The sequence below is a fragment of the Mycolicibacterium tusciae genome, assembly GCF_002086795.1.
GTDB lineage: Bacteria > Actinomycetota > Actinomycetes > Mycobacteriales > Mycobacteriaceae > Mycobacterium > Mycobacterium tusciae.
Window position 1 is genome coordinate 387,518 of sequence record NZ_MVIM01000003.1, and the last position, 20,088, is coordinate 407,605.

General features: G+C 65.4%; 16 protein-coding genes and 3 riboswitches. Of the genes, 7 read left to right on the top strand and 9 right to left on the bottom strand.

The features are described 5' to 3' along the window. Nucleotides 1–2: 2 nt before the first annotated feature. Nucleotides 3–125, bottom strand: a riboswitch (SAM riboswitch). A 225-nt stretch (nucleotides 126–350) separates the two neighbouring features. Beyond that, on the top strand, nucleotides 351–2,588 hold the full coding sequence (locus tag BST47_RS07815) for an NADP-dependent isocitrate dehydrogenase (protein ID WP_083124916.1): 2,238 nt from the start codon (nucleotides 351–353) through the stop codon (nucleotides 2,586–2,588). On the opposite strand, the gene BST47_RS07820 is transcribed toward BST47_RS07815, so the two are convergent. Next, a complete protein-coding gene (locus BST47_RS07820; RefSeq protein WP_083124917.1) occupies nucleotides 2,585–3,418 on the bottom strand; it encodes an epoxide hydrolase EphH in 834 nt (277 codons plus the stop codon). The genes BST47_RS07815 and BST47_RS07820 overlap by 4 nt on opposite strands. 125 nt (nucleotides 3,419–3,543) lie before the next feature. On the opposite strand from BST47_RS07820, the gene BST47_RS07825 reads away from it, so the two are divergent. The 3 genes from BST47_RS07825 to yhjD are packed head-to-tail and all read left to right on the top strand — an operon-like array spanning nucleotide 3,544 to nucleotide 7,008. Then, complete coding sequence (locus BST47_RS07825) at nucleotides 3,544–4,896, top strand: NAD(P)/FAD-dependent oxidoreductase (RefSeq protein ID WP_083124918.1); 1,353 nt, start codon at nucleotides 3,544–3,546, stop codon at nucleotides 4,894–4,896. Between the two features lie 21 nt (nucleotides 4,897–4,917). Further along, the gene (trpS, locus tag BST47_RS07830) at nucleotides 4,918–5,925 is read left to right on the top strand and encodes a tryptophan--tRNA ligase (RefSeq protein WP_083124919.1); all 1,008 of its coding nucleotides are present in this window, start codon (nucleotides 4,918–4,920) and stop codon (nucleotides 5,923–5,925) included. 33 nt (nucleotides 5,926–5,958) lie between these two features. Then, entirely contained in the window at nucleotides 5,959–7,008 is a 1,050-nt protein-coding gene (yhjD, locus tag BST47_RS07835) for an inner membrane protein YhjD (protein WP_083124920.1), read from the top strand. Between the two features lie 12 nt (nucleotides 7,009–7,020). Here yhjD and BST47_RS07840 read toward each other — a convergent pair whose 3' ends face one another. After that, nucleotides 7,021–8,556, bottom strand: coding sequence for a high affinity choline transporter 1 (locus BST47_RS07840; protein WP_083124921.1), 1,536 nt, complete (start codon nucleotides 8,554–8,556; stop codon nucleotides 7,021–7,023). Between the two features lie 51 nt (nucleotides 8,557–8,607). Further along, a riboswitch (guanidine-I (ykkC/yxkD leader) is annotated at nucleotides 8,608–8,714 on the bottom strand. A 117-nt stretch (nucleotides 8,715–8,831) separates the two neighbouring features. Beyond that, nucleotides 8,832–8,900: riboswitch (guanidine-III (ykkC-III) riboswitch) on the top strand. Nucleotides 8,901–8,911: 11 nt separating this feature from the next. Here BST47_RS07840 and BST47_RS07845 point away from each other — a divergent pair. Continuing rightward, nucleotides 8,912–10,078 (top strand): agmatinase family protein, encoded by a 1,167-nt coding sequence (locus BST47_RS07845; RefSeq protein WP_083125128.1) that lies wholly within the window; start codon nucleotides 8,912–8,914, stop codon nucleotides 10,076–10,078. A 19-nt stretch (nucleotides 10,079–10,097) separates the two neighbouring features. Here the strand turns inward: BST47_RS07845 and BST47_RS07850 are convergent, their stop codons facing one another. The 4 genes from BST47_RS07850 to BST47_RS07865 all read right to left on the bottom strand — a co-directional run bounded on the left by BST47_RS07850 (nucleotide 10,098) and on the right by BST47_RS07865 (nucleotide 14,431). Beyond that, nucleotides 10,098–11,321 (bottom strand): D-alanyl-D-alanine carboxypeptidase family protein, encoded by a 1,224-nt coding sequence (locus tag BST47_RS07850; protein ID WP_083124922.1) that lies wholly within the window; start codon nucleotides 11,319–11,321, stop codon nucleotides 10,098–10,100. A gap of 184 nt (nucleotides 11,322–11,505) precedes the next feature. Next, nucleotides 11,506–12,522 carry an SMP-30/gluconolactonase/LRE family protein gene (locus BST47_RS07855; protein WP_234809612.1) on the bottom strand — a complete coding sequence of 339 codons (1,017 nt, stop codon included), beginning with the start codon at nucleotides 12,520–12,522 and terminating at the stop codon, nucleotides 11,506–11,508. Nucleotides 12,523–12,545: 23 nt separating this feature from the next. Further along, on the bottom strand, nucleotides 12,546–13,925 hold the full coding sequence (locus tag BST47_RS07860) for an aspartate aminotransferase family protein (RefSeq protein ID WP_083124923.1): 1,380 nt from the start codon (nucleotides 13,923–13,925) through the stop codon (nucleotides 12,546–12,548). Next, nucleotides 13,922–14,431: an Lrp/AsnC family transcriptional regulator gene (locus BST47_RS07865; protein WP_083124924.1), complete on the bottom strand. Its 510-nt coding sequence runs from the start codon at nucleotides 14,429–14,431 to the stop codon at nucleotides 13,922–13,924. The genes BST47_RS07860 and BST47_RS07865 overlap by 4 nt, the downstream gene beginning before the upstream one ends. A 122-nt stretch (nucleotides 14,432–14,553) precedes the next feature. On the opposite strand from BST47_RS07865, the gene BST47_RS07870 reads away from it, so the two are divergent. Beyond that, entirely contained in the window at nucleotides 14,554–16,059 is a 1,506-nt protein-coding gene (locus BST47_RS07870; RefSeq protein ID WP_083124925.1) for a gamma-aminobutyraldehyde dehydrogenase, read from the top strand. Nucleotides 16,060–16,082: 23 nt separating this feature from the next. Here the strand turns inward: BST47_RS07870 and BST47_RS07875 are convergent, their stop codons facing one another. Together BST47_RS07875 and BST47_RS07880 are read right to left on the bottom strand one after the other, a co-directional pair. After that, the gene (locus tag BST47_RS07875) at nucleotides 16,083–16,943 is read right to left on the bottom strand and encodes a universal stress protein (RefSeq protein ID WP_083124926.1); all 861 of its coding nucleotides are present in this window, start codon (nucleotides 16,941–16,943) and stop codon (nucleotides 16,083–16,085) included. An 8-nt stretch (nucleotides 16,944–16,951) separates the two neighbouring features. Continuing rightward, complete coding sequence (locus BST47_RS07880; protein ID WP_083124927.1) at nucleotides 16,952–18,460, bottom strand: APC family permease; 1,509 nt, start codon at nucleotides 18,458–18,460, stop codon at nucleotides 16,952–16,954. 113 nt (nucleotides 18,461–18,573) lie between these two features. On the opposite strand from BST47_RS07880, the gene BST47_RS07885 reads away from it, so the two are divergent. Then, on the top strand, nucleotides 18,574–19,497 hold the full coding sequence (locus tag BST47_RS07885; RefSeq protein WP_083124928.1) for a sigma-70 family RNA polymerase sigma factor: 924 nt from the start codon (nucleotides 18,574–18,576) through the stop codon (nucleotides 19,495–19,497). Here BST47_RS07885 and BST47_RS07890 read toward each other — a convergent pair. Then, nucleotides 19,460–20,068, bottom strand: a complete 609-nt coding sequence (locus BST47_RS07890; RefSeq protein WP_083124929.1) for a carboxymuconolactone decarboxylase family protein — start codon at nucleotides 20,066–20,068, stop codon at nucleotides 19,460–19,462. The genes BST47_RS07885 and BST47_RS07890 overlap by 38 nt on opposite strands. Between the last annotated feature and the right edge of the window lie 20 nt (nucleotides 20,069–20,088).

The window sequence follows — 20,088 nt, forward strand, 5'->3', positions numbered from 1 at the left end:
CGGACCCGCGCTTGCCGGCAACCGCTCGCTAGCGGCTACTCAACCTGGTCCTCACCCGGAGCACCCCACCGCGGTTGGAGGGTTGCCGGCCAGCGAGCCGGGGCTTGACGCTGGCGCTCATGACCGAGCACAGACTATCGCATGGGGCTGACTGCGTGCCAGCAGCCTGTTTTCTGTGCGCGGTGCGGCCAATGAGGCGGCGGCCGAAAGCTACCCGCCAGTAGCTGAAGTCCGCCCGGGAGAACACGGTGGCCCACGCGTAGCGTCGTGTTCGACGCAATACTTATAGCCGCCGCGCACAACGCGGAGCTTTGTCGAACTGGCCGAGAAGACCCCCGGGAGCGCATCACATGAGCGAAGAGCAGCCGACCATCATCTACACCCTGACCGACGAGGCGCCGCTGCTTGCGACCTATGGCTTCCTGCCGATCATTCGGACCTTCGCCGATCCGGCGGGGATCAACATCGAAACCAGCGACATCTCGGTGGCGGCCCGCATCCTGGCCGAGTTCGGCGATCACCTGACCGAAGAGCAGCGCGTCCCGGACAACCTCGGTGAACTGGGCAAGCTGACGCAGTCCCCGGACACCAACATCATCAAACTGCCCAACATCAGCGCGTCCGTGCCGCAGCTCTACGCGGCGATCAAGGAGCTGCAGGAGAAGGGTTACGCGGTCCCCGACTATCCGGCGCAGCCGAAGAACGACGAGGAGAAGGCGCTCAAGGAGCGGTACGGCAAGATTCTCGGCAGCGCGGTGAACCCCGTTCTGCGCGAAGGAAATTCAGACCGTCGCGCTCCCAACGCCGTCAAGGAGTACGCCCGCAAGCACCCGCACAGCATGGGCGAGTTCTCCCAGGCGTCGCGCACCCATGTGGCGACCATGAAGCACGGCGACTTCTACCACGGCGAGAAGTCGATGACGCTGGATCGAGACCGCACGGTGCGGATGGAGCTGAAAACCAAGGGCGGGCAGACGATTGTGCTCAAGCCCGAGACGGCGCTGGAGGACGGCGACGTCATCGAATCCATGTTCATGAGCAAGAAAGCGCTCGTCGAGTTCTACGAACAGCAGATCGAGGATGCCTACAAGACCGGGGTGATGTTCTCACTGCACGTCAAGGCGACGATGATGAAGGTCAGCCACCCCATCGTGTTCGGTCACTGCGTGAAGGTCTTCTACAAGGAGGCGTTCGAGAAGCACCAGGACGTGCTCGACGAACTGGGTGTGAACGTCAACAACGGAATGGTCGACCTCTACAACAAGATCGAGAAGCTGCCGTCCTTCCAGCGCGAGCAGATCATCCAGGACATCCACGACGTCCACGAGCACCGGCCCGAGTTGGCCATGGTGGATTCGGCCAAGGGAATCACCAACTTCCATTCGCCCAGCGACGTGATCGTGGACGCCTCGATGCCTGCGATGATCCGCCTCGGTGGCAAGATGTACGGCGCCGACGGACGGACCAAGGACACCAAGGCCGTCAACCCCGAGTCGACGTTCTCCCGGATCTACCAGGAGATGATCAACTGGTGTAAGACCAACGGCCAGTTCGATCCGACGACGATGGGCACGGTTCCGAATGTCGGCCTGATGGCGCAAAAGGCCGAGGAGTACGGCTCACACGACAAGACCTTCGAAATCCCCGAGGACGGTGTCGCCGACATCGTCGACGTCGACAGCGGCGAGGTGCTGCTGAGCTGGGACGTCGAGGAGGGCGATATCTGGCGCATGCCGGTCACCAAGGACGCGGCGATCCGCGACTGGGTCAAGCTGGCGGTCACCAGGGCGCGGGCATCCGGCATGACGGCGGTGTTCTGGCTGGACACCGAGCGGCCGCACGAGGCGGAACTGAGGAAGAAGGTCAAGGCCTACCTCGCCGACCACGACACCGAGGGCCTGCACATCCAGATCATGCCGCAGGTCTGGGCCATGCGGTACACGCTGGAGCGCGTCACCCGGGGGCAGGACACCATCGCCGTCACCGGAAACATCCTGCGCGACTACCTGACTGACCTTTTCCCGATCTTGGAGCTGGGCACCAGCGCCAAGATGCTGTCGATCGTGCCGCTCATGGCGGGCGGCGGAATGTACGAGACGGGCGCAGGCGGGTCCGCTCCCAAGCATGTGCACCAGTTGGTCGAGGAGAACCACCTGCGGTGGGATTCGCTCGGCGAGTACCTCGCGTTGGGCGCCTGCTTCGAGGACCTGGGCGACAAGACCAGCAACAAGCGGGCCACCCTGCTGGGTAAGACGCTCGACGGCGCGATCGGCAAGCTGCTGGAGAACGACAAGGGCCCGTCCCGCAAGACCGGTGAGCTCGACAACCGCGGTAGCCAGTTCTACCTCGCGATGTATTGGGCACAGGAACTCGCCGAACAGAGCGAGGACAAGGAGCTCGCCGACCACTTCGCCGCGCTCGCGAAGTCGCTTGCGGAGAACGAGGACGCCATCGTCTCCGAACTTGCCGCGGTGCAAGGGGATTCGGTCGACATTGGCGGCTACTACTGGCCCGACCCGGAGAAGACCACCGCGATCATGCGGCCGAGCAAGACGCTGAACTCGACGCTGGAGGCCGCGAGGAGCTAGCCGATGGCCTCCTGCGACGGGGGCGTCGCGTAGCGGTCGGTGAACTCGACGATCAGGTCGGCGACCCGGCGCGGCGCCTCGTACATCGGGATGTGCCCGACGTCGTCGAGGTGCGTGACCGTCGTTGACTGCGGCAGATGCTTGGTGAAGTGCCGGGTGAACCTCGGATGCGGTAGCACCCGGTCCTTTTCGCAGATCACCAGGTGCGTTGGCGTCTTGGCCTCGGCCAGTTCCAGCAGCCCGGGCATCAGCAGCGACTTCAACAGCAGCTGGTAGTAGGCCGGGCAGTGGGTGACGTCGTCGATGATGTCGAGCCATTGCTCGTCGCTGAGGCGATCCGCGGTCGCGCTGATCGGCACGAAGCCGAGCTGACGGACGAAGGGCAGCTTGAGCGCACGTTCCCCTAGCACCTTGGCGCCCAACCAGACGGGCAAGCCGGCCACGAACTTGAACACGATCTCGAACTTGGCGGGGGTGTAACGGGACCAGCCGCCGGCCGGTGCAATACCGGTCAGCGAGCGGGCCCGGCCGCGGCGTGCCAGCTCGAAGGCCACCCAGCCGCCGAGCGAATTGCCGACGATGTGCGCAGTGTCCCACCCGAGCGCATCCATCCGGCGTTCCATGTCGTCGGCCAACTCGGCGGTGTCCAGGAAGAACCTGCCCTTGATACCGCCGTTGTGGCCGGGCATGGTCGGGGCCAACACCTCGTAGCGCCCTGTCTCAGCAATCAGTGGGGAAACGCCTTTCCAGACGTTCTGGGACATCATGAACGGATGCAGCAAAAGCATCGGCTCGCCGGATCCCAGGTGTATCGGTGCGCGCTCGCTCATCTGACCGACAGTAAAGGTGATACCGCCGGTACCGCAAGCCCGCCACCCCGGCGATGGTCAGGGCACCGTCGAATATTCACCCGCTGTGGACTGTGAGCGGGGCGCATGACCGTTAGGGTCGGCCAATGACCGACGAAACCATCGCTCCCCGGCGTCATCGCGTCGCCATCATCGGGTCCGGCTTCGGCGGGCTGTTCGCGGCCAAACACCTCAAGCGCGCGGACGTCGACGTCACCCTGATCGCGAAGACGACCCACCACCTGTTCCAGCCGCTGCTCTATCAAGTCGCCACCGGCATCCTGTCGGTCGGTGAAATCGCACCGGCGACGCGAATCATTCTGCGTAAGAACAAGAACACCGAAGTGTTGCTCGGCGATGTGGTCGGAATCGACCTCGAGAACAAGACGGTCACCTCGAAGCTGCTCGATTGGGAGCGGGTCACGCCGTTCGACAGTCTGATCGTGGCCGCAGGCGCACAACAGTCCTATTTCGGCAACGACCATTTCGAGGCCTTCGCTCCGGGCATGAAAACGGTCGACGACGCGCTGGAGCTGCGCGGCCGGATCCTCGGCGCCTTCGAGGCGGCCGAGGTGACGACATCGGAGGCCGAACGCAAGCGTCGGCTGACATTCGTCGTCGTCGGCGCCGGACCGACCGGTGTCGAGGTCGTCGGACAGATCGCCGAGCTCGCCGATCGCACCCTCAAGGGTGCGTTCCGCACCATCGACCCCACCGAGGCCCGGGTGATCCTGGTCGAGGCCGCCCCTGCGGTGCTGCCCCCGATGGGGCCCAAGCTCGGGCTCAAGGCGCAGCGCCGGCTGGAGAAGATGGGCGTCGAGGTCAAGCTCAACACGATGGTCACCGATGTCGACTACATGGGCCTGACCGTCAAGGAAGACGGTGAAGAAAAGCGGATTGAGTGCGCCGTGAAGGTGTGGTCGGCCGGCGTGCAGGCCAGTCCGCTCGGCAAGCTGATCGCCGAGCAGTCCGACGGGACCGAGGTCGACAGGGCCGGACGCGTCGTCGTCGAGCCTGACCTCACGGTCAAGGGCCACCCGAACGTTTTCGTCATCGGCGACCTGATGAGCGTTCGCGGCGTCCCGGGGATGGCGCAGGGCGCGATTCAGGGCGCGGTTTACGCCACCAAGCAGATCAAGAGCGAACTCAAGGCTTCGGCAGGCGAACGAAAGCCGTTCAAGTACTTGAACAAGGGCAGCATGGCCACCGTCTCGCGGTTCAGCGCGGTGTGCCAGATCGGCAAGGTCGAGTTCGGCGGATTCCTGGCCTGGCTCGCGTGGCTCGGTCTACACCTCTACTACCTCGTGGGCAGCCGAAACCGCATCGTCGCCGTGTACTCCTGGTTCATCACCTTCCTGGGCCGCGGCCGCAGCCAGCTGGCGATCACCGAACGGTGGGTCTTTGCACGCAGGGCCATCGAGGAGTCCCGGGACCAGAGCGCTCAAAAAGCCATTGGCTGACCATGCCAAGATTGACGCATCATGAGCACTGCGCGTCGCGTCTTTTCCGGTGTCCAACCCACATCTGATTCCCTGCACCTGGGCAACGCCCTGGGCGCCATCAAGCAGTGGGTGGGCATGCAGGACGACTACGACGCCTTCTTCTGCGTGGTCAACCTGCACGCGATCACCATCCCGCAGGATCCCGAGGAGTTGCGTCGGCGCACCATGGTGACCGCCGCGCAATACCTCGCACTCGGCATCGACCCGTCACGGTCCACGGTCTTCGTCCAGAGCCAGGTGCCCGAGCACGCCGAACTCGCTTGGGTGCTGGGCTGTTTCACCGGATTCGGGCAGGCGTCGCGGATGACGCAATTCAAGGACAAGTCGCAGAAGGAAGGTGCGGAGGCCACGACCGTCGGGCTGTTCACGTATCCCGTGCTGATGGCCGCCGACGTGCTGCTCTACGACACCGAACTGGTTCCGGTCGGCGAGGACCAGCGCCAGCATCTGGAGCTGGCCCGCGACGTCGCGCAACGGTTCAACGCCCGCTTTCCGGACACCTTCGTGGTGCCCGACGTACTGATCCAGCAGGCCACCGCCAAGATCTACGACCTGCAGGACCCTACGTCGAAGATGAGTAAGTCCGCGGCCACCGACGCCGGGCTGATCAGCCTGCTCGACGATCCGAAGAAGACCGCGAAGAAGATCCGGTCGGCGGTGACCGACAGCGAGCGCGAGATCCGCTACGACCCGGTCGCCAAGGCCGGCGTGTCGAACCTGTTGAGCATCCAGTCCGCGATCACCGGCACCGACGTCGACAAGCTCGTCGAAGGTTACGCCGGCCGCGGCTACGGCGACCTGAAGGCCGACACCGCCGAGGCCGTTGTCGAGTTCGTCTCGCCGATCCAGGCGCGTGTCGACGATCTGATGGCCGATCAGGCCGAGCTGGAGGCGGTGCTGGCCGCCGGCGCCGAGCGTGCCAGAGAGGTGTCTTCAAACACTCTGCAACGGGTATATGACCGATTAGGGTTTCCCCGGGGGACCTAATAGCCAACGCCCGCCACTCGCTTGGAGGCTCGAATGACACCTCCGGTCGAGCCGGGTAATTCGGACGAGTCCAAACCCGGAATTCTCGATCGCTTTCGCGCGCGGTACCACTGGTTCGACCATGTGATGCGGGCCCAAGAGCGATACCAGGACAGCAAGGGCGACTTCTACGCCGCGGGCATCACGTACTTCACCATCTTCGCGCTCTTTCCGATGCTGATGGTGGGGTTCGCGATCGGCGGCTTCATCCTGGCGAGCCAGCCCGAGCTGCTCGCCGAGATCCAGCAGCGGATCAAGTCGACGATCTCGGGCGACATCGGGCAGCAACTGGTCGATCTCATGGACTCGGCGATCAAATCGCGCACCTCTGTCGGCATCATCGGTCTCGCGACCGCCGCATGGGCCGGTCTGGGCTGGATGGCGAACCTGCGTGAAGCGTTGAGCCAGATGTGGGGACTGGCTCGGCATGACACCAAGGGGTTCGTGCGCACCAAGCTGTCGGATCTGACGGCGATGGTGGGTCTGTTCCTCGCGCTGGTCGTCACGATCGGGCTGACCGTCTTGGGCAGTTCAGGCGTGATGAAACAGGTGCTGGAATGGGTTGGGCTGGAGGATGTTCCGGGCGTGAGCATTGCGCTACGGGCGGCGTCGCTGGCGGTGTCGGTGCTCATCACCTGGTTGCTGTTCACCTGGGTCATCGCGCGGCTGCCGCGTGAGTCGGTCAGCTTCCGAAGCGCGCTGAGGGCCGGATTGATCGCCGCGGTGGCCTTCGAAGTCTTCAAGCAGGTGGCGTCGATCTACCTGCGGTCGGTGGTGACTGGCCCGGCGGGAGCGACATTCGGTCCGGTGCTCGGTCTGATGGTGTTCGCCTACATCACCTCTCGCCTCATTCTGTTCGCCACGGCGTGGGCCGCGACGTCATCAGATAACCTGGCGACGGCTCCGGTCGATCCGCCCAACCCGGCCCAGATCACCCCGCGCGTCGAGTTCCGCGAGGGCCTAGGGATTCGCGGTGCGCTGGCCGCGGCCGCCCTGGGAGCCGTTGGTGCGTTGGGGATTTCGCGATGGAGTCGCCGCCCGTAAGCCTCGGCTGCGCTATACGGGCGCAGCCTCACCCGCGAGCGCAGGCTCCTTCTCGGTCTCCACTGTCGTGGAATCCAGGGCATCGTCGACATCCTGCGCGACCTGAATGTCCAGACCGCGCAACGTTGCCGGCGGTGTCATCAACGACACCACGACATAGGTCAGCAGGCCGGCTCCGAATGCGATGAAGGTGGGCCACCCGTCGAACGATGCGGTGATGAGGCTGTTCGGGATGTAGAGGATCGTGTTCTCGACCCCGAACATCGTCGGCGTCATGACGAACAGCACGATCCGGACGACGAACCCGACGCCGATCGCGGCGACCGCGGCCGTGGTCGTCCCTCGGCGCCACACCAGCCCGAGGATGAACGGCACCACCAGGCAGGCCAGCATCAGGTCGAAGGCGAGCGTCAGCAGAATGCCGGTCTGCTGCACGTAGATTGCGAACACGATCGAGAACAGCGTCATCGGCACCATCGCGATCCGGGTGGCCCGCAGCAGCGGATCCTTCTTGCCGGGCTCGTGCACCCGGCGGACGCCGCCGAGGTTGCGCACGCACACATTGGAGATCGCGAGGATTGCGCCGTTAGCGGTGGACATCGACGCACCGACCAGTCCGCACAGCACCAGCACGGTCAGTCCGACCGGCGCGTACTGGTCCAACAGGACGAACAACACCGGGCCGTCGAGTTCCGCGGGCATGAACGAATGTGCTGCCAGCACAACCAATCCGAACGGGACGCAGATGGCGACGGTACCGGCGGCCGCGGTGAAGCAGGCCTTGCGCGCGGCCTCGGGTGACTTCGCGGAGAACACGCGGGCCATGAAATCGATGGCGACGATGTCACCGATGCCGAGTGCGATCAGCGTCGCCCAGTTGATGACCGCGCCTTGCGCGGGGTCGGACAGTTGACCAAGCGCCAACGGCCCTGTGCCCTCGGCGATATCGAGACCATGCGTGGTGGTCATCCACACGAACAACCCGATCGCGCCGATCAGGATCAGCGACATCTGGATGATCGCCGTGTAGGCGTCGGCGATCAGGCCGCCGGTTCCGGTGTAGGCCACCGCGATCGCCGCGATCAGGACCACACCCAGCCAGTAGGGCATGCCGATAAAGTAGTTGAACAGGAAGCCGCCCGCGACGAGGTTGCCCGCCACCAGCATGCAGAACGCGACGGCCAGGAGTACCGAGGCGCCCACCTCGACCGAACGCCCGAACCGCAGCCGGTAGTAGTCGGGAAACGACGTCAGCCCCATCCGGTTCATCGGTTTGGCGAAGAAGATGCCGGTGATCGTCAGACACAGCGCCAGACCCAGGGGCAGCGCCGCGCCGGCCCAGAAGCCGAACTCGAAGGCGAGGTCGGTGTTGCCGAGGGTCGCGTTGGTGTCCACGGCCGCGCCCATGAGTGCGCCGCCGACGAGCCAGAAGGGCAACATCCGGCCGCCGACAAGGAAATTGGAGCTGTCGCCCTCGATGCGTTTGGACACATAGAAGCCGACGGCCACGACAACGGCGATGCTGATCGCCACGCCGAGAAGAATCATTTGGGATCTCCCGAGGTGATGCGCGGAGGCGGAGCCGCCGCACTTGCGGAAGTCTCCCGGGCTTTTGTCCCGCCGTGGAACGGTCATGCGTCGGTGCCGGCCGCCTGCGTCTCTCGGACCAGACCCGGCATGCCGGCGGAACCCTAGACGCGCCTCACAACTTCTGTGAGTCCATGCCAGAAAAGACGCAGCTCGTTACGACCGATAGCGACCGGTGTTAACGATGCGTTTCATTCAGCGCTGGACAGGGATACGCCGTCGTGCCGACAATGGCGGCAGGCGCCGTGCGATCCGGCGCCCCGGACGAGGTGCGTCGTACCCGGTCAGCGACAAGACGGCGCGTGAGGAGAATCTCGTGTCCGATTCAGCTGACCATCCCGATCGTCCGGATCCGTCGCTGCCAAACGCCGAAGGCGCGTGGGCCCAACAGGTCGAGGCCAGGCTCGGCGATCGCCGGTTGCGAGAGGAGATCGATCGCGGCCTGAGCTACGGCCTCGAAGCCGCCCCGACGATCAACGACCGAACCATCTCGACGTTCGTCCGCGGCGAGAAGCCGCACTTCGCAGGCGAGCGCGGCACCTTTCTGAAGTGCCCGTTCATCGAGGACGTCAACGAGGTCGACGACGCCGAGGTGGCGATCTTCGGTGTGCCGCTCGATGCCGGTGCCACCTACCGGCCCGGCACCCGTTTCGGGCCTCAGGGGATCCGTCGTTCCACGAACCTGTTCGGCACGTACAACTACGAGTCCGGCGTCGACCTGCGCGAGCAACTGAACATGGTCGACATCGGCGACGTGTTCACGATCCCGGGCAATCTGGAGAAGTCGTTCGACCAGATCAGTCAGGCGATGGCACACGTGGCGCAGAAGGGCGTCATGCCCATAGTTCTCGGTGGCGACCACTCGATCGGCTTTCCGACCGTTCGCGGGCTGGCGCCCTACATGGACGGCAACATCGGCATCATCCACTTCGACCGCCATGTCGACACCCAGGAGACCGACCTCGACGAGCGGATGCACACCACCCCGTGGTTCCACGCGACCAACATCAAGAACGCGCCGGCGACCAACCTCGTGCAGATCGGTATCGGCGGCTGGCAGAGCCCACGCGAGGGCGTGAAGGTCGGCCGCGAACGCCAGTCGACGGTCATCACCGTCGGCGACGTGGAACGTGTCGGCGTCGAGAAGATTGCTGAGATGGCGCTCGAAATCGCATGGAAGGGTGCCAAAGCGGTCTATCTGTCGTTCGACATCGACGTGATCGACGCCGGTTTCGTGCCGGGCACCGGCTGGCCCGAGCCGGGTGGGCTGCTGCCGCGCGAAGCGCTGAACCTGGTCAAGATGGTGTCCGAGCCCGGGTTGGCTGGTATCGAGGTGGTGGAGTGCTCGCCGCCCTATGACTGGGCAGAGCAGACCGCGCTGATGAGCTCGCGGGTGATACTCGACAGCCTCGCCGCGCAGGTCCGGTCCGGAAAGCTCGGCAAGAAGTCCGCCGCGCTGCCCCGGCCTGCTTGGGGGCCGTGAAGGGGTCGCGCGCCGGGAATCAGTGCTGGGGGCGGCGATTGAGTGATCGGGCGCCCATGATGAGTCCGAACACGATGATCGAGCCGACGATGCCGACACCCACCCGCACGGGCGTGGCGTCCATGTTGGGCAGTACCGGTGCGGCGTTGAGAGCCTGTGCGCCTGCGGCCGCTTCAGGCTTCGGCGCGAGCAGGGAAGGGTCGGGTTCGATCAGCGTGCCGACCTTGGTGCCCGGCGCCGTCGCGAAGCCGTAGTCAAGCAGATGCGCCGCCTGCTCCCAGGGTGCGATCGGTTGGCGGGTTCCGCGCAGCAGCACCGCGACCAGTCGGCGTCCGTCACGGTTGGCCGCACCCACGAAGGTCTGGCGTGCGTCGTCGGTGAAGCCGGTCTTGCCGCCGAGCGCGCCGGGATAGTTGGCGAGCAGCTTGTTGTCGTTCTCGATCGGATAGCCGGCATCACCACGACCGGGGAAGTCGAAGGTGCGCGTGCTCACGATGTCGCTGAAAATCGGGTTCTGCCAGGCATATCGGTAGAACAGGCCGATGTCGTACGCAGACGTGCTCATGCCAGGACCGTCGAGACCCGACGGCGTCGCGACTCGCGTGTCGTGCCCGCCGAGCTTGTCGGCAAGGACGTTGAGCTTGCCGATCGTGGTTTCCATTCCGCCCATCTGGGCCGCCAGCGCGTGCGCGGCGTCGTTGCCCGAATACATCAGCAGACCGTGCAGCAGGTCGTTGATGGAGTAGTGGCCGTTTTCGCCGACGCCGACCTTGGTGCCTTCCTGCGCCGAATCCTCGGCGGTGCCCGGTACGACCTTGTGGATCGGCAGTTCCCTGATGGCCTGCATCGCGACGAGGACCTTGATGATGCTGGCGGGCCGGTGCCTCCCGTGCGGATCCTTGGCGGCGATGACGTCGCCGGTGTCGAGGTCGGCGACCAGCCACGCTTCGGCCGAGATGTCGTTGGGCAGCGGTGGGGTGCCGGGCGCGGTGATGACGCCGCAACCTGAGAGCGCATCGCCGCCCATCGGCTTGGCCGGGACGGGCAGCGGACCGGGCGCGGCCTGGCCGGGTTTGGGCACCTCGGACGCGTCGACGGCCGGGGGAGTCGATTGCTTGTACGGACAAGCGTTGGTGTCCGGCGCGGCATCCGGCTGGGCGGCGGCCACCGCGGGGGAGGTCAGCAGAAACAGGGCCGCCACCAGGGCAGCAGCGCGCTTGGACGAGGTTTGTACGTTCGCCATGGTGAGCGCAGATTAGGACGTTGCGGGCGGGTTTCCCAGGAGGCGCGCTGTGACTGGTGTGATTGGAGTTTCAAATGTGACTCGACGGGGTAGCGCGGGCGGGCGGTTGGCATCGTTATCGACGAAATGCAGCGGAAGCGCGAGGAAGACCTCTGCATTTCGTCAAAAGCGATGCCGCGGCCCCTCAGCGCAAGGCGGTGGCCGCCAGATCGACGTGCGCGACGGCCGGGAATCCAAGGCAACCCATCCATAGCTTGCCGTCGGCCTCCACCATTCCCGTGACTTGGCCGAACTGCGGATGTTCGGTCCTTAGACCCGCGACCGCCTGGCCGGTGTCGGGGTCGAAGGCGACCGCCCACACCACCGTTTCCGCCTTCGGCTGTACTCGATCCGGCAGGCGCCAGATCAACTTGCGCACCAACGGCCACCCTTTGGCCAATTTGTCCGCGAGTGGGTTGGCCGGAGTGAAGAACGCGCACCAGATCCGGCCGTCGGAGCCGGTCGAAAGATTGTCGGGCATGCCGGGAAGGTTCTCGACCAACGGTGTCACCGTCCCAGCATTCGGGCCCGTCAGCCAGTACTTCGACAGCCGGCGCGCCTGCAGTTCCGCGAATACCAACGCCGACTCGTCAGCCGTCTGTGTCAGGCCGTTCGCGAAATACAAGCCGGGCAATACGGTCAGCACCGTCCCGTCGGGATCGCGACGGAACAGGCTGCCGCGTGGTCGCGCCTCCAGGATCGCGGCCAGCGAGTGCGCATAGGTGAACGCGCTTGTCGATTCGGTGAAATAGATTGTGCCATCGGCTGTCTCGGTAACATTGGAGCAGAAGCGCAGCTGGCGATTGTCGACCTCGTCCACCAGCGTTTCGAACGTTCCGGTCTCGGTGTCCATCGCCAGCAGGCCGCGCGGACTATCGCACACGAGCAGCCGTCCATCGCGCGCGACGCCGAGACCCAGGGGACGCCCGCCGGTGTCGCCGACGACGGTCGTCTCGCCAGAGTCGGGGGAGATGCGCACGATTCGGCCGTCGTCCACACCGCTCCAGAGTTGGCCGTCGGCGTCGACGACCACATCCTCGGGTGCATTGCCCGGCATCGGCACCACGGTCAGCTCGGCGGGTCCGAAGTCCGGCAACGGGTCGACCGGCGGCGGATTCCAGCGGACGGGGTCGATCGGCGGCTTGGGCTGTTTGGCAGGCACGCCGCCGACGTTAGCGCGGTTCGCTAGAGCAACCGACCCGCTTCTTCAAGGACGCCGCGAAGGATCTCGTAAATCGCGTCGAACTCCTTCTGGCCGCTGATCAGCGGCGGCGCCAACTGCACCACTGGGTCGCCGCGGTCGTCGGCACGGCAGTACAGGCCCGCCTCGAAGATCGCGGGGGTAAGAAAACCACGGAGTAACCGCTCAGATTCCTCGTCGTTGAAGGTCTCCTTGGTGGCCTTGTCCTTCACCAACTCGATGCCGTAGAAGAAGCCCTCGCCCCGGACGTCACCGACGATCGGGAGGTCATAGAGCTGCTCGAGCGTCGCGCGGAAGGCCGGTGCCATCTCCTTGACGTGGTCGTTGAGACCCTCGCGCTCGAAGATGTCGAGGTTGGCCAGCGCCACCGCCGACGACACCGGATGCCCGCCGAATGTGTAACCGTGCGCGAACGTCGTCTTGCCGTCGTTGAACGGCTCGAACAGCCGGTCGGAGGCGATCATCGCGCCGATCGGCGAGTAACCCGACGTCAAACCCTTTGCGCAGGTGATGATGTCGGGTACGTAGCCGAAGTCGTCGCAGGCGAACATCGAGCCGATCCGGCCATACGCGCAGATCACCTCGTCGGACACCAACAACACGTCGTACTCGTCGCAGATCTCGCGAACTCGCTCGAAATACCCCGGCGGCGGCGGGAAGCAGCCGCCCGCGTTCTGCACCGGCTCGAGGAAGACCGCGCAGACGGTGTCGGGACCCTCGAACTCGATCGCCTCGGCGATACGGTCGGCGCAGTACTGACCGAAGGCCTTGGCATCGTGCTCGAACTGGGCGGGCGCTCGGTAGAAGTTGGTGTTGGGTGCGCGGAAGCCGCCCGGGGTGAGCGGCTCGAACTGCTCTTTGAACGCGGGCAGTCCGGTGATCGCGAGGGCGCCCTGCGGGGTGCCGTGGTAGGCGATCGCACGCGAAATCACCTTGTGCTTACCGGGTTTGCCGGTCAGCTTGAAATAGTTCTTGGCCAGCTTCCACGCCGACTCCACGGCTTCACCACCGCCGGTGGTGAAGAACACGCGGTTCAGATCACCCGGTGCGTACCCTGCGATGCGCTCGGCAAGCTCGATCGCCGACGGCGTGGCGTAGGACCACAGCGGGAAGAACGCCAGCGTCTCGGCCTGCTTGGCCGCCGCCTCGGCGAGCTCCTTGCGACCGTGTCCGACCTGGACCACGAAAAGCCCTGACAGGCCGTCGATGTAGCTCTTGCCCTTGCTGTCCCAGATGGTGACGCCTTCGCCGCGAGTGATGATCGGCGGCGTGATGCCGGCGCCGTGGCGAGCGAAGTGCCCCCACAGGTGGCGGTCGGCGGTGGCGCCCAGCTCGGCGGAGAGGTCGATATCGGTAGCAGTCATCTTGTACCCCAATTGTATTGCTGTTTAACGAGTTTCAGGTAGACAAGTGTCTCTGTTGATATCACTCCCGGCAGTGCGCGGATCTGGGTGTTGAGGAGGTCGAGAAGGTCGTCGTCGTCGGTGCAGACGACTTCGACGATCGCATCGAACGAACCCGCCGTCAGGACCACGTAGTCGACGGATTCGATGGTGGCCAGCTTCTCGGCCACTTTGGTGGTGTCCCCGGTGCACTTGATACCGATCATGGCCTGGCGCGCGAAGCCCAGTTGCATCGGATCGGTGACCGCGACGATCTGCATGACACCCGCGTCGACCATGCGCTGCACCCGCTGCCGGACCGCGGCCTCGGAGAGGCCGACCGCCTTGCCGATGCCGGCATAGGAACGTCGGCCGTCCTGCTGCAGCTTCTCGATGATCTGTTTCGACAAGTCGTCGAGTTGGAACGCCGCGCCAGGTCTGGACTGGTTGACACGGAACGACACGGGTCCAACGCCCGGGTTAGCCATGCATGAGATTGTGCACGGAATCCGTCGTAGCAAGCAACTATGACCATGAAATCACTCGTTTTGACGGCTTCGCGCTGCGGGAATGCGTAGCTTGGCCGGTTGGAGTCGGTTAGCGTTGAATGATGACGGTGTCTTCTCCCAAGACCGTGACCACGACGTTGGCAGGCAGCTGGATCGAAGGGGCGCCGGTGGTCACCGCCGGCGGCGTACATCAGGTGGTCAACCCCGCGGACGGATCGACGGTGGCCGAGCTGGCGCTGGCGACTCCGGCCGACGTCGACCGCGCCGTGGCTTCAGCCCGCGCCGCGTTGCGCGGCTGGGCGACGGCTACCCCCGTCGACCGCGCCGGGGTGCTCGCCAAACTCGCCGAGCTGGTCGACGTCAACGCGGAGGCGATCATCGCCGAGGAAGTGAGCCAGACCGGAAAGCCGGTGCGGTTGGCCACGGAGTTCGACGTGCCGGGCAGCATCGACAACATCTCGTTCTTCTCCGGTGCGGCACGCCATCTCGAGGGCAAGGCCACCGCCGAGTACTCCGGTGATCACACGTCGAGCATCCGGCGCGAGGCCGTCGGAGTGGTTGCGACGATCACGCCGTGGAACTATCCGCTGCAGATGGCGGTGTGGAAGGTGTTGCCGGCGTTGGCCGCCGGATGCAGCGTGGTGATCAAACCCGCCGAGCTCACACCGCTGACGACCCTGACGTTGGCGCGGCTGGCGACCGAGGCGGGTCTGCCCGACGGAGTTTTCAACGTCGTGACCGGCGCAGGCGGCGATGTCGGCGCCGCCCTGGCCGGACACCCTGACGTCGACGTCGTCACGTTCACGGGCTCGACCCCGGTGGGGCGCAAGGTGATGGCGGCGGCCGCGGTGCACGGCCACCGCACGCAGTTGGAATTGGGCGGTAAGGCGCCGTTCGTGGTGTTCGACGACGCCGATCTGGATGCCGCGATCCAGGGCGCGGTCGCCGGTGCGCTCATCAACACCGGACAGGACTGCACGGCCGCGACGCGCGCGATCGTGGCGAGAGATTTGTACGACGACTTCGTCGCCGGTGTCGCCGAGGTGATGGGCAAGGTGGTGGTCGGCGATCCGCAGGACCCCGACACCGACCTGGGCCCGTTGATCTCGATGGCGCACCGCGCCAAGGTCGCGGGCATGGTCGAGCGGGCACCCGGTCAGGGGGCACGCGTGGTCACCGGCGGCGTGGCGCCCGACCTGCCGGGATCGTTCTACCGTCCGACGCTCATCGCCGATGTGGACGAGGCCTCCGAGATCTACCGCGACGAGATCTTCGGCCCGGTGCTGACAGTGCGGTCGTTCACGGATGACGACGACGCGCTGCGGCAGGCCAATGACACCGCGTTCGGTTTGGCGGCTTCGGCCTGGACGCGCGATGTGTACCGCGCGCAGCGGGCGTCACGTGAGATCAACGCGGGTTGTGTCTGGATCAATGACCACATTCCGATCATCAGCGAGATGCCGCACGGCGGCGTCGGCGCGTCAGGATTCGGCAAGGACATGAGCGACTACTCGCTCGAGGAGTACCTCACGATCAAGCACGTCATGAGCGATATCACCGGGGTGGCCGACAAGGAATGGCACCGGACGATATTCACGAAGCGCTAACAGGGTCTCGCCGCGATGGAGCGCTAGTCGGCCTTCGGGACCACGATCACCGGGACGTCGACGCCGGCCAGAATGCGTGCGGCGGTCGACCCCAGGAAGATCCGCCGTGGTGCCGCGAAGCGCGCGGAGCCGACGACTAGCAGGTCGCCGTCGTCCCACCGAAGCTTCTTCAGCGCGGATTCCAGGGTCATACCTTCGGCAACACGCGATTCGATCTCGGGCGCGTCCGGAAGTGCCCGCGCCGCGACAGCGAGATTCTCTTCGGCGGCAGCCTTTTGGAGCTGGCGCACCTCTCGCGCGTTGGCGGCCTCGGTGAGATTCTCGGAAGACACCAGCGACACCATCCGGATAGCCAAGCTGGCGGCGCTGGCGAGGGTGATCGCGAACGGTAGCGGGTTGTCGTCGCCCGGACGGGTCGGCACCGCGGCGGTCACGGCCGCAAACGTCTCGTCCGGGTCGTCGGCGTATCCACGCGGGGCCAACGCCACCGGAATCGGCGATGAGTGCAGCAGGGCACCGGTCACCGGTCCGATGGTGTGGCCGCCGAAGAACCCGTCGCGCGCGCCGCCGACCACGATCAGATCCGAATCCTTCTGTTCGGCAAAGCCGACGAGCGATTCGGCGAACGACTCACCCACCATCACGGTGGACGATGCGCTGACACCGTTGGCGGTAAGCCGGTCGATCGCCCGGGAGATCCATTCCTCGCCACGCTCGATGAGCAGTTGTTGGTACTCCGCTCGCCCTGGATGGCCGTCCGGAAGTTCTTGCCGCACCACGAGAACGACGTCGACCTGCGCGTCGAAGGTCTTGGCGAGAGCGCTCGCAAGCGCGACGCCGTCGTCACCCGTCGGGGTTGCGAGATAACCGACTGTCAGATGCATTGCTTCTCCTAGAAGACGTCGGGGACCTTGACTTCGGTATTCGCGTTGAGAGTCTCGCCGCGGAAGAACCGTTTGGTCCCAAATGCGAAGCACGCCAGCATCAACGGGATGCCGAGCACGAGCATGCCGACACCGAGCACGAAGACGCCGCCGATCGGGCCGAACGCGGTGTAGCCGTAGTCCGGGGCGATCATGTCCTTGGCACTGATGCCGAACGCCGTCGCCATCGCGATTCCGCCGATCAGCGGGAAGATGCCCCGGAAGAACAGGTTTCGCGCCGAGGTGAACAACGTCCTGCGGAAGTACCAGACGCACGCGAACGCTGTGATGCCGTAGTAGAACGCGACCGCGAGCCCAAGCGATGCGACCGAGTCGGCGAGCGCGTTCTCCGACAGGAAGGTCAGCAACAGGTAGAAGAACAGGGCCGCCAGCCCCATCACGATGGTGCCGAAGGCCGGGGTCATGTAGCGGGGATGGACGTACGAGAACCGTTTGGGGATGGCCTCGTACACCGCCATCGACAGCGTGCCGCGGGCGGTGGGCAGGATGGTCGTCTGCGTCGAGGACAGCGCCGAGACGGAGACGGTGAGCAGTAGCAGGGAGGCCGCGATGGTTCCGGCGACCGGCTTACCGAGCACGGTCAGCACATCGTCGGTGTTCATCGGATTGTTCAATCCGATGCCCACCTCGCTGAACCCGGAGAACGACTGCACCGCATAGGCGACCAGCACGTAGGTGCACACCAGGATCAGTGTGGTGATCACCGCGGCGATACCGGGGGTGCGGCCGGGGTCCTTGGTCTCCTCGCCGACCGCCAGACAGGCATCCCAGCCCCAGTAGATGAAGATGCAGAGGATGATCGCGGCGGCGATCGAAGACATGTCCAAACCGCTCGGCCAGAGCCAGGACAGCTGCGGCGAGATCGCCTGGGCTCCGGCGGTTCCGGAGAACACGCGCACCAGCGCGATGATGCTGACGATGACCAGCACGCCGAACTGGATGGCGATCAACACATTCTGAAACCGCTCGGACACCACGATGCCGCGCGCACTGATCAGGGTCATCGCGATGATGAAGAAGGAGCCGAGCAGCACCTTGGCAAGGATATTCTCGGCGAGGTCGTCGAGGCCGAGGAACTTGAACAGGTAGATCGCCGCAATCTCGGCCACGTTGGCCAGCACGATGATCGCCGACACCGCAAGGCCCCATCCGCCGATCCATCCGATCCACGGGCCGAAGGCCTTGGTGCCCCAGGTGAACGTGGTGCCGCAGTCCGGAGTGTCCTGGGAGAGTTCCTTGTAGGCGAACGCGACAAGGAGCATCGGGATGAACGCGAGCACGAACATCGACGGTGCCTTGTCGCCGACCGCGAGGACGACGTAGCCGAGGGTGGCGGCCAGGCTGTACGCGGGAGCCACGGCGGCGAGGCCGATGACGATGTTGCCGACAAGGCCGAGGGCGCCTGCCTGCAGCCCCTTGTCGCCGACGGCGGGGGCGTCGGGTTCCTTGATTGCCATGTGCGGAATATACGGTTTGCGCGGTTTCCGCGCGGGTTCTAACCGGGAATCGAGGAATAAGCGCGATTTCGCTTCGGAATCAGTGCACGATTCAGCGGTTCTAGACTTGGGCCATGACCCGGCTTTCGGGAACCACGCGGATCGACGAATTCGAGGAATTGCGGCCGCACCTGCTGTCGGTAGCGTACCGGCTGACCGGGACGATCGCAGACGCAGAAGACATCGTCCAGGATGCGTGGCTGCGATGGGATCGCGCCGACTCCGATGCGATCACCGATCTGCGGGCGTGGTTGACGACGGTCGTCAGCCGGCTGGCGCTCGACCGGCTGCGTTCGGCCGCCCATCGACGCGAGACTTACTACGGCGAATGGCTGCCCGAGCCCGTCGTGACCGCGCTGGACGGCGACGATCCGCTGGCCGCCGTGGTAGCCGGTGAGGACGCGCGGTTCGCCGCGATGGTGGTGCTGGAGCGGCTGAACCCCGATCAGCGGGTGGCGTTCGTGCTGCACGACGGGTTCGCCGTGCCGTTCGGTGAGATCGCCTCGGTGCTCGGCGTTTCCGACGCGGCCGCACGCCAGCTGGCATCGCGAGCGCGACGCGCGGTGGCGGCCGCACCGCCCGCGGTGTCCGACGACGTGCACGCCGAGGTGGCCGGTGCGCTGATGCTCGCGCTCGCCGCTGGCGACATGAAAGCCGTTGTGGCCCTGCTGCATCCAGATGTGACGTTCACCGGTGACTCGAACCGCAAGGCGCCGACGGCCGCGCGCGTCATCCACGGTCCGGACAAGGTGGCGCGCTTCCTGTTCGGGCTGGCCGCCCGCTACGGGCCCGGAGTAGTGTCGTCGGGTCAGCCGGCGAACATCAACGGACAGTTGGGCACTTACTTCGTCGGGTCGCCGGCAGGTGACGGCTATCCGGAGATGATGCCGCGCGTCACGGCGATGACGGTGCGCGACGGAAAGGTCTGCGCCATCTGGGATATCGCCAATCCGGACAAGTTCACCGGCTCGCCGCTGCGCCGTCAGCGTCCTCGCTAGCCCACGGCACCCGACACGCATCGCCGGAGTTGAAGCCCTGCTCGGTGATGCCCAGCGCCGCGTACATCCGCGCGCGCATGTTCTCCACCCCGATCTGGTAGCTCAGCTCGATCACGCCGTCGTCGCCGAAGCGGCGCTGGAGATCGGCGACCTGCTCGTCGGTGATGGTGTGCGGGTCGGTGGTCATGGCGTTGGCGTAGGCGATGGCCGCGCGTTCGTCATCGTTGAAGAGCGGGGACGTGGCGTAGTCGTCGATGTGCTTGAGCCGGTCGACGTCGAGGCCGTCGAGACGCTGCAGCATCGAACCGAAGTCGACACACCACGAGCAACCGACGGTGCGCGCGGTCCAGAACACGGCGAGTTCGCGCACGTTCGTGGGCAGCTTCTTGGACGCCGAACCCAGCATGCCCTCGTGCACCACGTTGGCCAGCATCAGCCGCGGGTGATGTGCGGCCACGGCGAAGGGTTCGGGTACCTCACCGAACTTGCGCTTGGCGACCCGGTAGAAGACCTTGGTCATCAGCGATGCGTGCTTCGGGGATACGGGTTCGATGCGAGATGTCTGAGTCATAACCCTTAGACGAGGCAGGC

Bases quoted from the DNA above. Each gene is read 5' to 3' on its own strand.
- BST47_RS07875 (WP_083124926.1), bottom strand. From the start codon at position 16,943: ATGCATCTGACAGTCGGTTATCTCGCAACCCCGACGGGTGACGACGGC.
- BST47_RS07865 (WP_083124924.1), bottom strand. From the start codon at position 14,431: ATGGCTAACCCGGGCGTTGGACCCGTGTCGTTCCGTGTCAACCAGTCC.
- BST47_RS07850 (WP_083124922.1), bottom strand. From the start codon at position 11,321: ATGGCGAACGTACAAACCTCGTCCAAGCGCGCTGCTGCCCTGGTGGCG.
- BST47_RS07890 (WP_083124929.1), bottom strand. From the start codon at position 20,068: ATGACTCAGACATCTCGCATCGAACCCGTATCCCCGAAGCACGCATCG.
- BST47_RS07840 (WP_083124921.1), bottom strand. From the start codon at position 8,556: ATGATTCTTCTCGGCGTGGCGATCAGCATCGCCGTTGTCGTGGCCGTC.
- yhjD (WP_083124920.1), top strand. From the start codon at position 5,959: ATGACACCTCCGGTCGAGCCGGGTAATTCGGACGAGTCCAAACCCGGA.
- BST47_RS07880 (WP_083124927.1), bottom strand. From the start codon at position 18,460: ATGGCAATCAAGGAACCCGACGCCCCCGCCGTCGGCGACAAGGGGCTG.
- BST47_RS07825 (WP_083124918.1), top strand. From the start codon at position 3,544: ATGACCGACGAAACCATCGCTCCCCGGCGTCATCGCGTCGCCATCATC.
- BST47_RS07870 (WP_083124925.1), top strand. From the start codon at position 14,554: ATGACGGTGTCTTCTCCCAAGACCGTGACCACGACGTTGGCAGGCAGC.
- BST47_RS07860 (WP_083124923.1), bottom strand. From the start codon at position 13,925: ATGACTGCTACCGATATCGACCTCTCCGCCGAGCTGGGCGCCACCGCC.
- trpS (WP_083124919.1), top strand. From the start codon at position 4,918: ATGAGCACTGCGCGTCGCGTCTTTTCCGGTGTCCAACCCACATCTGAT.
- BST47_RS07815 (WP_083124916.1), top strand. From the start codon at position 351: ATGAGCGAAGAGCAGCCGACCATCATCTACACCCTGACCGACGAGGCG.
- BST47_RS07885 (WP_083124928.1), top strand. From the start codon at position 18,574: ATGACCCGGCTTTCGGGAACCACGCGGATCGACGAATTCGAGGAATTG.
- BST47_RS07820 (WP_083124917.1), bottom strand. From the start codon at position 3,418: ATGAGCGAGCGCGCACCGATACACCTGGGATCCGGCGAGCCGATGCTT.